This is a genomic window from Sagittula sp. S175 (assembly GCF_049800975.1).
Taxonomy (GTDB): Bacteria; Pseudomonadota; Alphaproteobacteria; order Rhodobacterales; family Rhodobacteraceae; genus Sagittula.
In genome coordinates this window covers 35,364-47,474 of sequence record NZ_JBNAGB010000026.1, presented here as the reverse complement: position 1 = coordinate 47,474, position 12,111 = coordinate 35,364, and the positions used below count along the sequence as shown (strand labels likewise).

Here is a 12,111-nt window from a genome sequence, read left to right as displayed (position 1 = left end):
AGGGGGCTCAGACGTGGCGGCTGGTCGATTTTCAGGCATGGGGTGGCCAGTGGCGGCCCGTCGCTGGGGCGACAAGCGGCCCGTCGCTGGGGCGACAAGCGGCCCGTCGCTGGGGCGACAAGCGGCATGTCGCAACTGCGTGATATTATGACGGTTGCATGTCGCGTCCTGTCGGGTTTGGGTGCAAGAAACGCCCAAACGACCCGGGAATCGAGACATGAAACGCTACTCTGCCTTTGCCATCGTCCGCGAAGCCCTTTTCTCCGATCACAAGGGGTGGGAACGTGCCTGGCGCGCCGCCCAGCCCAAGAAACGTTACGACGTGGTGATCGTGGGGGCCGGGGGCCATGGCCTTGCGACCGCCTATTACCTTGGCAAGAATTTCGGCATCACCAATGTCGCGGTGATCGAAAAGGGCTGGCTGGGCGGCGGCAACACCGGCCGCAACACCACCATCATCCGGTCGAACTACCTGCAGGACCCCTCGGCGGCGATCTACGAAAAGGCACGCTCGCTGTACGAGACCATGTCGCAGGACCTGAACTACAACGTCATGTTCAGCCCCCGGGGCGTCATGATGCTGGCGCAGACCGAACACGAGGTGCGCGGCTACCAGCGCACGGCGCATGCCAATGCGCTGCAGGGGGTCGAAACCCGGTTCATCAGCCCGAAAGAGGTGAAGGAGATCGTGCCGATCATCAACCTCGACGGGCCGCGCTACCCGGTGCTGGGCGCGCTCTGGCAGGAACGGGCCGGGACGGCGCGTCACGATGCGGTGGCCTGGGGCTATGCGCGGGCGTGTTCGGCCATGGGCATGGATATCATCCAGAAATGCGAGGTGACTGGCGTCACGCGCGAGAACGGCCGCGTCACCGGGGTCGAGACCTCGAAAGGTCATATCGGCTGTGACAAGCTGGGCATCGTCGTCGCCGGGCATTCCGGTGAACTGGCGCGCATGGCGGGCTTCCGTTTGCCGGTGGAATCGGCGCCGTTGCAGGCGCTTGTGTCCGAGCCGATCAAGCCGATCATGGATTGCGTCGTCATGGCGAACACCGTGCACGGCTACATGAGCCAGTCCGACAAGGGCGAGATGGTCATCGGCGGCGGCACGGATTCGTATAACGCGTTTACCCAGCGCGGGTCCTTCCATCACATCGAACACACCGTCGCCGCGCTGATCGAGACCTTCCCCATGGTCTCGCGCCTGAAGATGCTGCGCCAGTGGGGCGGCATCGTGGACATGACCGGCGACCGCTCGCCCATCCTGTCGAAGACGCCGGTGGACGGCATCTTCATCAACTGCGGCTGGGGCACCGGGGGCTTCAAGGCGATCCCGGGCTCGGGCTGGGGGTTCGCGGAGCTGATGGCCACGGGCAAGTCGCCGCTGTGCGCCGAATTCGGCATGAACCGCTTTGCCGAAGGCCGCTTCATCGACGAAAGCGTGGCCGCGGGGGTGGCGCACTGATGCGCGAAGTTTCGCTGCATATGTCAGGCGCTGCCGGGAACCGGTTTGGGGTCTTGGGTGTTCACTCTCCAGAACAGGATCTGGAGGGGATTTCCCAATGGCCGATACGACCAACTACCCGCACAACACGGCGCAGCCGCACAACCACACCACCACGACCACGACCCTGCGCGACACGCGCGAAACCAAGTCGTCGTCGGGCATGGCCTTCATCGTCGGCATCCTTGTCGTCGTGGTCGCCTTCCTGCTGTGGATGTTCTTCGGCGGCGTCGAAACCTCGCGCGTCGAAGCGCCCGCTGCGTCGGACGTCAACATCACCGTTCAGGAGCCCGCTCCCGCTGCTGACAGCAATGCAACCGTCACCGCGCCCGCACCCGAAGCCGCTCCGGCTCCGGAAGCTGCCGCTCCGGCTGACGATGCTGCCTCGGCGCCTGCCGACGGCAACTGATACCGCTACCTCAGGTTCACGGCACGAACCGGAGAAGGTCGGATTGCGCATGCAATCCGGCCTTTTCTCGTTGGTCGTGCCCCGCATCCTGCGCAAGGAGGCCCTTCCATGCTGATCTTTACCTGTCCATACTGCGGCGTGGCCGCCGAGGAAACCGAGCTGGCCGCAGGCGGCGAGGCGCATCTGAAGCGCTTTGGACCGGGCTCGTCCGATGCCGAGCTGGAGGGCTACCTCTTCACGCGCGAAAACCCGAAGGGCGTGCATTTCGAGCGCTGGCGGCATGTGAACGGCTGCGGCAAGTGGTTCCTTGCGGCGCGCGATACCGTGACGCTGGAGGTCTTCGGCACCTACCCGGCGCAGACCACCGAACCGCCGAAACACATCGCGGATGCGATTTCCGCGAAACGTCCCGGCTGGTCCTGGCGCAACTTTTCCGGCGAGGCGTGAGGCGAAATGATCCACATTCTTGCTGTATACGAACATTCCGGCATGGGGAGGGCTGACGCATGAGCACCCGTCTCGCACAGGGCGGCCGTCATGTCGACCGCTCGAAGAAGATCGACTTCACCTTCAACGGCAAGCGGTTCCAGGGCTATCCCGGTGACACGCTGGCCTCGGCGCTCTTGGGCGCGGACCAGATGCTGGTGGGGCGGTCGTTCAAGTACCACCGCCCGCGCGGCATCGTCGCCTCGGGCGTCGAGGAGCCGAACGCGTTGGTGAACCTGGGCGAGGGCGTGAAGCACGAGCCAAACCAGCGGGCCACCACGACCGAGTTGTTTCACGGGCTGACGGCGACCTCGCAGAACCACTGGCCCTCGCTGGAGTACGACATCGGCGCGGTGAACGGGCTGGTGAGCCGCTTCCTGACCGCCGGGTTCTACTACAAGACCTTCATGTTCCCGCGCGTGGCCTGGCACAAGCTGTACGAACCGTTCATCCGCCAGTCGGCGGGCCTGGGCAAGGCGCCGGACCCCGAGACGCGCGACCCTGACCATTACGAGCATTTCTATGCCTTCGTGGACGTTCTGGTGGTCGGCGGCGGTGTGGCCGGTCTGCAGGCGGCCAAGGCCGCAGGCGAGGCGGGCAAGCGCGTGCTGCTGCTGGAACAGACCGCTTTCTGGGGTGGTCGTGCCGTGGTGGACGGTGGCGAGATCGACGGAAAGTCGCCCGAGGCGTGGGTGAGCGAAACGCTGCAAGCCCTTGAAGGAATGGAGAATGTCCGCATTCGCACCCGCTGCATGGGGGCAGGGGTCTATGACCACGGCTACGTGCTGGGCTACGAGCGGGTGAACGACCACGCGCCCGAGATCAAGGGCCCGCGTCACCGTCTGTGGCGCATCCGCGCCAAGCAGATCGTGACCGCGACCGGCGCGCTGGAGCGTCCGCTGTCCTTTGCCGGCAACGACATTCCGGGGGTCATGCTGGCCTCGGCGGTGCGCGATTATCTGGTGAACCACGGCGTGACGCCGGGCGATCGCACGGTGGTCGTGACCAACAACGACGACGCCTATCGTACCGCGATTGCGCTGAAAAAGGCGGGCCTGTCCGTGCCCTGCATCGTCGACGCCCGCAAGGACGGCGGTGGTGCCCTGATGGCAGAGGCACAGGCCTTGGGCATCCGGGTCGAGAAGGGCCGTGGCATTGCCAAGGTCCACGGCGGCAAGCGTGTGACCGGCGTCGCCATCTGCCCGCAGAACGGCGAGGGGGCCGTGCTGGAGGACATCAACTGTGATGCGGTCGCCATGTCGGGCGGCTGGTCGCCGGTGGTCCACCTGTGGTCGCACAACGGCGGCAAGCTGGTCTGGGATGACGCCAAGGCGTTCTTCCGGCCCGATCCGGCAAAGGCGCCGACCAACCACGACGGCAAGCCCTTCGTCATCACGGCGGGCGCGGCCTCGGGCCATCTTCGGTTGAACGACATCCTGCAAGATGCGGATTCCGCTGGGAAAGTCGCAGCCGGACTGGAAGGATTCCCCGCTGCGCCCACGGGTGTGGACGCGGAGGAGGCCCCGCTGGAAGCGGTCTGGCTGATGCCGGCGGGCGCGCATTACGGGCTGCGTCTGAAGGCCTGGCTGGACTACCAGAACGACGTGAAGGTCTCCGACGTGCAGCTTGCGGCGCACGAAGGGTACGAGAGCGTCGAGCACACCAAGCGCTACACGACGCTGGGCATGGCGACGGATCAGGGCAAGCTGAGCAACATCAACGGTCTGGCGATCCTGTCGGGCGCGTTGGGCGAGCATATCCCGCAGGTCGGCACCACCACCTTCCGCCCGCCCTATACGACCATCTCGATGGGGGCGATTGGCGGCGATGCCCGGGGCGACCTGTTCCAGCCGCTGCGCAAGACGCCGATCCACGGCTGGCACGAAGCCAATGGCGCGGTCTTCGAACCCGTGGGCGCATGGCGCCGTCCGTACACCTATGTACGGGGCGGGGAATCCAAGCATGACGCGGTAAAGCGCGAGATCAACGCCACCCGCCAAAGCCTTGGGATCCTTGACGCTTCGACGCTGGGCAAGATCATCGTCAAGGGGCCGGACGCGGGCAAGTTCCTCGACATGCTCTACACCAACATGATGAGCACGCTGAAGCCGGGGAAATGCCGTTACGGGTTGATGTGCACGGAAAACGGCTTCCTCACCGATGACGGCGTGGTGGCGCGGATCGACGAGGATACCTTCCTCTGCCACACCACCACCGGCGGCGCGGACCGTATCCACGCCCATATGGAAGACTGGCTGCAATGCGAATGGTGGGACTGGAAGGTCTACACCGCCAACGTCACCGAGCAATACGCCCAGATCGCCGTGGTCGGCCCCAATGGCCGCAAGCTGCTGGAGAAACTCGGCGGCATGGATGTGTCCAAGGAGACGCTGCCCTTCATGGAGTGGAAGGACGGCACGCTGGGCGGCTTCCCGGTGCGGGTCTACCGCATCTCCTTCTCGGGCGAGCTGTCCTATGAAATCGCGGTTCCGGCGAGCCAAGGCCGCGCGCTGTGGGACAGGCTGCTGGAAGAAGGCAAGGAATTCGGCATCACCCCCTATGGCACCGAAGGTCTGCACGTCATGCGGGCCGAAAAGGGCTTTATCATGATCGGGGACGAGACCGACGGGACGGTGATCCCGCAGGACCTTGGCCTGCATTGGGCGATTTCAAAGAAGAAAGAGGACTTCCTCGGCAAGCGCGCGCAGGAGCGGACCTATATGGCCAACCCCGATCGCTGGCAGCTGGTGGGTCTGGAAACCGTCGATGGCTCGGTCCTGCCGGATGGCATCTACGCCGTCGCGCCGGGCAAGAACGCCAACGGCCAGCGCAACACGCAAGGGCGCGTGACCTCGACCTACTATTCGCCGACGCTGGACAAGGGCATCGCCATGGGTCTGGTCCACAAGGGGCCGGAGCGCATGGGCGAGGTCATCCCCTTCGTGAAGGACGATGGCGAGACCGTGGTGCAGGCAAAGATCGTCAGCCCCGTGTTCTTTGACCCGGAAGGAGAAAAGCAGAATGTCTGACCTGAGCAACTTCCAGGGTCTGGTGGCCGTGCGCGAGATCGAAGGGCAGGGCATGCTGACGGTGCGGGGCGATTTCTCGTCCATGGTGCTGCGCTCTGCGGTGACGGGGCTGGCCGGGGTGGATTTTCCGGGCCAGCGCGGCGCGAACGTCCAGGGCAATCGCGGCCTGCTGTGGATGTCACCCGATGAACTCGCGGTGCTGCTGCCGCGCGCCGAGGCGGCCGGGGCGGCGGAGAAGCTGGCCGGGCAACTGGCTGGGGAACATGCGCTGGTGGTCGATGTGTCCGACGCCCGCGTGCATTTCGAGATCGAGGGCCGCGTGGTGCGCGAGACCATCGCAAAGCTGGCGCCGGTCGATATGCACCCCGACAGCTTCGGCCCCGGAGAGCTGCGCCGCACCCGTTTCGGCCAGATCGCGGCGGGCTTCTGGATGGGAGACGAGCGCACGGCGCGGATCTTCTGCTTCCGCTCGGTGCGCGACTACATGGCGGGCCTGCTGATGGTGGCTGCCGACGATCACAGCGAATTGGCCTACTTCAAGAAGTGACCGCAAGGAAGTGATCGCTTCGGGCGTTGTCTTTGCCGTCCGGCCCCGTGATAGTGGCCGGACGAGCACGACGACGGGGTATCAGATGTTTCGCGTTTTCCTGACGGTCGCCGCAGTGCTGGCCGTCCTGCTGGCAGCGCCCTTGCGGGCCAGCGCCGAAACCGTCGCCTACAAGTGCAACGTGCGCGGGGCCGGGGAATACGACTGGATTCAACCTTTGATCTTTATTGCCCATGACCGCCTCAGCGGGCGCGTCGTGGTGTCTGACGCCATGATCCTGGCCTTCAACGACGGTCAGCCCGTCGAAGGGCGGCTGGACGTGGACAACGCTCGGCGCACCACTTTTACGTGGAAAGTCAAGGTGATCCTGCAGGCCAGCCCGGTGACGCTGAGCTATCGCGGCACCTACATCAAGGGCAGCGGCGAATTCTCGGTGCTGGGCTCGATCCCGGGTGAGACCATGACCCGTGGCGGGGTCTGTCAGGTTGATCGCCTGGGCGATTGACGTGCCCGTAATCCGAGTATTTTTGTCACGACGGCTTGACCTTCGCCCTGCGTCGGAACAGGTAAGTAGGCGAGATATTTGCCAACTTGATGGAGGGTGACCCCAATGGCTTTCGAACTTCCCGATCTTCCCTACGCACACGACGCGCTGGCCTCCAGCGGCATGAGCCAGGAGACGCTCGAGTATCACCACGACATCCACCACAAGGCCTATGTCGACAACGGCAACAAGCTGATCGCCGGCACCGAGTGGGAGGGCAAATCCCTCGAAGAGATCGTCAAGGGCACGTACCAGGCGGGTGCCGTGGCGCAGAATGGCATCTTCAACAATGCCTCGCAGCACTGGAACCACATGCAGTTCTGGGAAATGATGGGCCCGAACGGCCACGCCATGCCCTCTGAACTGGAAGCCGCGATCAAGGAGAGCTTTGGCTCCGTCGACAAGTTCAAGGAAGAGTTCAGCGCCGCAGGTGCGGGCCAGTTCGGTTCGGGCTGGTGCTGGCTGGTCAAGGACGCCGACGGCGGCCTGAAGGTCACCAAGACCGAGAACGGCGTGAACCCGCTGTGCTTTGGCCAGACCGCGCTGCTGGGTTGCGACGTGTGGGAGCATTCCTACTACATCGACTTCCGCAACAAGCGTCCGGCTTACCTGACCAACTTCCTCGACAACCTGGTGAACTGGGAAAACGTGGCCTCGCGCCTCTGATTTCCCTGGCAGGATAAAGCGAAAGGGGCGCGGCCATGGCTGCGCCCCTTTTGTTTTGCGTGGGTCGTTCCTGTGGTTCGTTCTGGCGGGTCAGGCGGTCAGCGCCAGCGCGCCGCCGCCCAGCAGGACCTGCACCAGCAGGGTCACGGTCCAGAAGGCGGGATATTCCCAGCCGCCGTTTTCACTGGTGAACCAGAAGCCGTTCTTGCCATGGGCGAGGATGGAGGCCCCCAGCAGCGTCGGGATCAGCAGCAGGGCCACGAGGCTGGTCTGGAAACCGAGGATCAGCGCCGCGCCGCCCAGCGTTTCGGCGGCGATGGTCAGGTAGGCGAACCAGCCCGGCAGGCCGAGAGAGGCAAAGTAGCCCGCCGCGCCCTTGGGCGTGAAGACGAAGAATTTCAGGTAGGCGTGGGCGAGGAAGAGCCCGCCAAGCGAGACCCGCAGCAGCAGGGCGGCGAGGGCGATGGCGGTGGTGGAACCGGCACCGAACGCGCCGAGGAGGTTGTTGGAAAGGTCGATCATCTGTCGTGTCCTTGTCGGGGCCGCAGGGTGCGGTGTTGCTTCGAGAAGACAGATAGACCGATGAGATTACGCTTGAAATGTTGGCTTTGGCGAATGACTTTCGCCTATGCGTTCTTAATTGGGGTCGCTCAGGACAGAGCGCGCCGCAGGAGCGACATGACCTCCGCCGTGTCGGCCCCACTTTGGACGAAGTCGAGCAGGGACTCGCTGGCAAAGCCATGGGTGACGATGCTGTCCAGCAGCGCCTTCAGAGGTCCCCAGTAGCCCGAGACGTCCATCAGGAGGATCGGCTTGTCGTGCAGGCCCAGTTGCCGCCATGTCAGCACTTCGAAGAATTCGTCCAGTGAGCCGGGGCCTCCGGGCAGGACGACCACTGCGTCGGCGTTCATCAGCATGACCTTCTTGCGCTCGTGCATGGTCTCGGTGACGACGTAGCGGGTCAGGTCCTTCTTGCCGACTTCCATGTTGACGAGGTGGGTGGGGATGACGCCGAAGGTATCGCCGCCAGCGTCCTGCGCCGCCCGCGCCACGGTGCCCATCAGCCCCACGTCGCCCGCGCCATAGACCAGGCGCCAGCCTTCACCGGCGATGGCTGCGCCAAGGCGGGCGGCCTCTTCGGCGTATTCGGGGCGGTCGCCGGTGCGGGAGCCGCAGTAGACGCAGATGGATTTCAGGGTCATGGCGGGCTCCGGTCGGTTGGGCACTTCGGGTGCAGAAAACGGCTTTTGACCGTTGTTACCCCGTGGGATATACACGCTCAACTGTTCCCTTCGGGCAGGCTGGGGGGCCTGTCGGGGGGAAGGATCGGGACGGAAGACTGCCATGAGCAAAGCATTGATGAACAGCGCCATCGGCGGGGCCGTGATCGCGGGAGCGGTGGTGGTGGCCGTGGCCACGGGGTTGATTGATCTCGGCAAGGACACGGGAGCGGACGAGGCTGCGAAAGCCCCGGCGGACCCGAGTGGGCAGATGGCGTCGGTCGCGCCAGAGGCGGGGCCAGATACGGGGCCGGAAATGGGGTCGGAAGCGGGGCCCGAGGCAACGCCGGGTTCGGATTCGGGTTCTGATTCCGGGCCTGTGTCTGCGGCGGAGGCCGGGGACAAGGCGTCGGTGGACACCGTTGCGCCGCAGGCCGACACGACCAGTGTGGAGCCGGAGGCGGAGGCCACCGCCGATGTTGCTGACGCGGAGCAGGCGGAGACCACGGCGACAGACGAGCGGGTCGTGGCTCCTGCAATTGAGTCCGCGCCGCAGCCGCCGCGGTTCGACACGGTGCGCGCAGCGCCGGGTGGCAGCACGTTGATTGCGGGCGCTGGTGAACCCGGCGCCGAAGTCGAGGTCCTGGTGGGCGGCGAGCCTGCGACGTCGACGAAGATCGGCAACGACGGAAACTTCGTGGCCTTCGTCGATCTGCCGTCCGAAGGCGCGGCATCTGTCCTGACGTTGCGGATGCGCGCAGGGACCGGATCGGCGGTCATGTCCGAGCGCGAAGTGATCGTGATCCCGGCAAGCGTGACGCAAACGGTGGCTTTGGCATCGCCGCAGGCGGGTGGTGCGCCCGAGGCGTTGCAAGCACCCGAGGCCCCGACCGCACCGGCGCTTTCGGGCCTTGCGGCGATGGATGCTGCACCGCAGACGGGGTCTGTCCCCGGCGGTCCGACATCCGAGACCGGGCCGGATGCGACGGCCAGTGCCGTGCCGATGCCTAGTGCAGGGGGCGCGCCGGAAAGTCTGGCCGCGCCGAAAGGAGAGGCCGCGCCCGCAGGGCGTGACGGGTTCGGCGCACCCGGTGTCGCGGCGCTTTCCGCGGGGGCGGTTGCCGGGATCGCTGGCGCGGCGGATGCCGTGCCGAGCGCAGGAACCGAGACAACCGCCTCGCCCACGGTGCTGATGGCCGGCCCGGATGGCATCGAAGCGATGCCCGCCACGCCGCTGCTTCCCGGTGACGTGGCGCTCGATTCGATCAGCTATGACAACGACGGCGAGGTGCATATCGCCGGGCGTGGCGAGGATACGGCCTTTGTCCGCGTGTACCTCGACAATACGCCGGTCACCACGTCGCGCATCCGTGAGGATGGTCGCTGGAAGGTGCAACTGCCGGAGGTCGACAGCGGCACCTATATGCTGCGGGTCGATCAGGTGGATGCCTCGGGGCAGGTGTTGGCGCGGGTCGAAAGCCCCTTCCTGCGCGAAGATCCGGCGCTGCTGGCCGGGATGAGCCAGGGCACCGGGCCGTTCCGCGAGATCACGGTGCAGCCGGGGCATACCCTTTGGGCGATTTCCAAGGATCGGTATGGCGACGGCGTGCAGTATCTGAAGATCTTTCGGGCCAATGCGGACCGCATCCGGAACCCCGACCTGATCTACCCCGGGCAGATCTTTGACCTGCCCGACGAGGTGGTGGCGGAGTAACGGGCCGTAGCTCTCGCGCGCCCGCGTTGCGCCTGGCCGGCCTCGGGGGCTGGTCCTTGGAACCCGTCCGGGGTAGGACGGGTTTCGCACTTGCAGAAATCCAGATGTTTGGCGCGTGGCGTGACCGCCGCCGGGGAGGCAATCCATGGCCCGTAACGACACAGCCCGCGAGATCGCCCGCGAAGAACGCCGCTCGGGCCTGCGCACGATCAAACGCGTCTGGCCTTATATCTGGCCGGCAGGCGAGGGTTTTGCCTGGGTAAAGCAGCGCGTGGTGATTGCCATGGTGCTGCTGCTGGCGGGCAAGCTGATCGCGGTGATGACGCCGATCTATTACAAGCGCGCGGTCGATGCGCTGTCAGGCGAGGTGCCGGACGTGGCGTTGGGGGCCATCGGGCTGACGCTGGCCTATGGCGGGACGCGCATCGCGGCGATTGCCTTCAACCAGTTGCGCGACGGCATCTTTGCCAAGGTGGCGCAGCGGGCGCTGCGGGCGCTGGCGCTGGAGACCTTCGAGCACATCCACCGGCTGTCGATGCGCTACCACATCACCCGCAAGACCGGCGGCCTGAGCCGGATCATCGAGCGCGGGGTGAAGGGGGTCGAGTTCCTGCTGCGCTTCCTGCTGTTCTCGATCGGGCCGCTGGCGCTGGAATTGCTGCTGGTGGGGGGCATCCTCGCCTACCTGTTCGACATCTGGTATCTGGTGGTCGTTGCCGTGGTGGTGACGCTCTATGTCTGGTTCACCTTCAAGGTCACGGAATGGCGCGTGAAGCTGCGCCGCCAGATGAACGAGCAGGATACCGACGCCAACCAGAAGGCCATCGACTCGCTGCTGAACTTCGAGACGGTGAAGTATTTCGGCGCCGAAGCGCGTGAGGCCGCACGCTACGACCGCGCCATGGAAGGCTACCAGACAGCGGCGATCAAGACGGCGACCTCGCTGGCCTGGCTGAACTTCGGTCAGGCGGCGATCATCAACGCGGGGCTCATCATCGTCATGGTCATGGCGGCTGTGGGCGTGCAGAAGGGCGCGCTGACCGTGGGGGACTTCGTCATGGTCAATGCCTACATGATCCAGATCACCATGCCGCTGAACTTCCTCGGCACGGTTTACCGCGAGATCCGGCAGGCGCTGGTGGACATGGGCGAGATGTTCGACCTGCTGGAACAGCCGCAGGAGGTCAGCGACAAGCCGGGCGCACCTGCTTTGGCGGTCTCGGGCGGGGCGATCCGGCTGGAGAATGTCACCTTCGGCTATGACCCGGCGCGGCCGATCCTGAAAGGCGTGACGGTCAATGTCGCGGCGGGCGAGAGCGTGGCCCTGGTGGGCCCGTCCGGGTCGGGCAAGTCCACCATCGGGCGGCTGTTGTTCCGCTTCTACGATGTCAACGGTGGCGCGGTGAAGATCGACGGGCAGGACGTGCGCGACGTGACGCAGGTCTCCTTGCATCAGTCCATCGGCGTGGTGCCGCAGGACACGGTGCTGTTCAATGACACCATCCGCTACAACATTGCCTACGGGCGCGACGGCGCAACCGAAGAGGAGATCGTCGCGGCGGCCCAGGCGGCGCAGATCCACGATTTCGTGCTGTCCCTGCCCGAGGGCTATGACACGCCGGTGGGGGAACGCGGTCTGAAACTGTCGGGCGGTGAGAAGCAGCGTGTGGGCATCGCCCGGACCCTGCTGAAGAACCCGCCGATCCTGCTGCTGGACGAGGCAACCTCGGCGCTGGACACCGAGACCGAGGCCAGCATTCAGACGGCGCTGAAGCGTGCCGGCGAAGGACGAACGGTGCTGACCATCGCGCACCGCCTGTCGACCATCGCCGATGCGGACAGGATCGTGGTTCTGGAAAACGGGCTGGTGGTCGAAGAAGGCACGCATGACGTGCTTTTGGAGAAGGGCGGGCGCTACGCGGCGCTCTGGCAGCGCCAGCAGGCGGAGGACGCCGAGGCGGCGTGAGACCCAAGGACTTTCGTTGAAAGTCC

At 65.4% G+C, this 12,111-nt stretch carries 11 protein-coding genes; 9 read left to right on the top strand and 2 right to left on the bottom strand.

Annotation, left to right across the window (positions count from 1 at the left end; genetic code table 11):
• Positions 1 to 217 precede the first annotated feature (217 nt).
• The 7 genes from ACP16H_RS22645 to ACP16H_RS22615 all read left to right on the top strand — a co-directional run bounded on the left by ACP16H_RS22645 (position 218) and on the right by ACP16H_RS22615 (position 7,185).
• Positions 218 to 1,465 carry a sarcosine oxidase subunit beta family protein gene (locus ACP16H_RS22645; protein WP_425074501.1) on the top strand — a complete coding sequence of 416 codons (1,248 nt, stop codon included), beginning with the start codon at positions 218 to 220 and terminating at the stop codon, positions 1,463 to 1,465.
• Positions 1,466 to 1,562: 97 nt separating this feature from the next.
• Entirely contained in the window at positions 1,563 to 1,913 is a 351-nt protein-coding gene (locus tag ACP16H_RS22640; RefSeq protein ID WP_425074500.1) for a hypothetical protein, read from the top strand.
• Positions 1,914 to 2,021: 108 nt separating this feature from the next.
• On the top strand, positions 2,022 to 2,360 hold the full coding sequence (locus ACP16H_RS22635) for a sarcosine oxidase subunit delta (protein WP_425074499.1): 339 nt from the start codon (positions 2,022 to 2,024) through the stop codon (positions 2,358 to 2,360).
• A gap of 59 nt (positions 2,361 to 2,419) precedes the next feature.
• Positions 2,420 to 5,428, top strand: coding sequence for a sarcosine oxidase subunit alpha family protein (locus tag ACP16H_RS22630; RefSeq protein WP_425074498.1), 3,009 nt, complete (start codon positions 2,420 to 2,422; stop codon positions 5,426 to 5,428).
• Positions 5,421 to 5,975 (top strand): sarcosine oxidase subunit gamma, encoded by a 555-nt coding sequence (locus ACP16H_RS22625; RefSeq protein ID WP_425074497.1) that lies wholly within the window; start codon positions 5,421 to 5,423, stop codon positions 5,973 to 5,975. Before ACP16H_RS22630 ends, ACP16H_RS22625 begins: the two co-directional genes overlap by 8 nt.
• A gap of 85 nt (positions 5,976 to 6,060) precedes the next feature.
• Positions 6,061 to 6,480 carry a hypothetical protein gene (locus tag ACP16H_RS22620; protein WP_425074496.1) on the top strand — a complete coding sequence of 140 codons (420 nt, stop codon included), beginning with the start codon at positions 6,061 to 6,063 and terminating at the stop codon, positions 6,478 to 6,480.
• 105 nt (positions 6,481 to 6,585) lie between these two features.
• On the top strand, positions 6,586 to 7,185 hold the full coding sequence (locus tag ACP16H_RS22615; RefSeq protein WP_425074495.1) for a superoxide dismutase: 600 nt from the start codon (positions 6,586 to 6,588) through the stop codon (positions 7,183 to 7,185).
• 90 nt (positions 7,186 to 7,275) lie between these two features.
• On the opposite strand, the gene ACP16H_RS22610 is transcribed toward ACP16H_RS22615, so the two are convergent.
• Together ACP16H_RS22610 and ACP16H_RS22605 are read right to left on the bottom strand one after the other, a co-directional pair.
• Positions 7,276 to 7,707, bottom strand: coding sequence for a DoxX family protein (locus ACP16H_RS22610; RefSeq protein WP_425074494.1), 432 nt, complete (start codon positions 7,705 to 7,707; stop codon positions 7,276 to 7,278).
• A 128-nt stretch (positions 7,708 to 7,835) separates the two neighbouring features.
• Complete coding sequence (locus ACP16H_RS22605; RefSeq protein WP_425074493.1) at positions 7,836 to 8,387, bottom strand: TIGR00730 family Rossman fold protein; 552 nt, start codon at positions 8,385 to 8,387, stop codon at positions 7,836 to 7,838.
• A 142-nt stretch (positions 8,388 to 8,529) separates the two neighbouring features.
• Between ACP16H_RS22605 and ACP16H_RS22600 the strand changes: the two genes are divergently transcribed.
• Positions 8,530 to 10,119, top strand: a complete 1,590-nt coding sequence (locus ACP16H_RS22600; RefSeq protein WP_425074492.1) for a LysM peptidoglycan-binding domain-containing protein — start codon at positions 8,530 to 8,532, stop codon at positions 10,117 to 10,119.
• A gap of 145 nt (positions 10,120 to 10,264) precedes the next feature.
• Entirely contained in the window at positions 10,265 to 12,085 is a 1,821-nt protein-coding gene (locus ACP16H_RS22595; protein WP_425074491.1) for an ABCB family ABC transporter ATP-binding protein/permease, read from the top strand.
• The last annotated feature ends 26 nt before the right edge of the window (positions 12,086 to 12,111 follow it).

Excerpts from the sequence above, each read along its gene's own strand:
- ACP16H_RS22610 (WP_425074494.1), bottom strand. The coding sequence starts at position 7,707 with ATGATCGACCTTTCCAACAACCTCCTCGGCGCGTTCGGTGCCGGTTCC.
- ACP16H_RS22630 (WP_425074498.1), top strand. The coding sequence starts at position 2,420 with ATGAGCACCCGTCTCGCACAGGGCGGCCGTCATGTCGACCGCTCGAAG.
- ACP16H_RS22635 (WP_425074499.1), top strand. The coding sequence starts at position 2,022 with ATGCTGATCTTTACCTGTCCATACTGCGGCGTGGCCGCCGAGGAAACC.
- ACP16H_RS22625 (WP_425074497.1), top strand. The coding sequence starts at position 5,421 with ATGTCTGACCTGAGCAACTTCCAGGGTCTGGTGGCCGTGCGCGAGATC.
- ACP16H_RS22595 (WP_425074491.1), top strand. The coding sequence starts at position 10,265 with ATGGCCCGTAACGACACAGCCCGCGAGATCGCCCGCGAAGAACGCCGC.
- ACP16H_RS22600 (WP_425074492.1), top strand. The coding sequence starts at position 8,530 with ATGAGCAAAGCATTGATGAACAGCGCCATCGGCGGGGCCGTGATCGCG.
- ACP16H_RS22615 (WP_425074495.1), top strand. The coding sequence starts at position 6,586 with ATGGCTTTCGAACTTCCCGATCTTCCCTACGCACACGACGCGCTGGCC.
- ACP16H_RS22645 (WP_425074501.1), top strand. The coding sequence starts at position 218 with ATGAAACGCTACTCTGCCTTTGCCATCGTCCGCGAAGCCCTTTTCTCC.
- ACP16H_RS22620 (WP_425074496.1), top strand. The coding sequence starts at position 6,061 with ATGTTTCGCGTTTTCCTGACGGTCGCCGCAGTGCTGGCCGTCCTGCTG.
- ACP16H_RS22640 (WP_425074500.1), top strand. The coding sequence starts at position 1,563 with ATGGCCGATACGACCAACTACCCGCACAACACGGCGCAGCCGCACAAC.
- ACP16H_RS22605 (WP_425074493.1), bottom strand. The coding sequence starts at position 8,387 with ATGACCCTGAAATCCATCTGCGTCTACTGCGGCTCCCGCACCGGCGAC.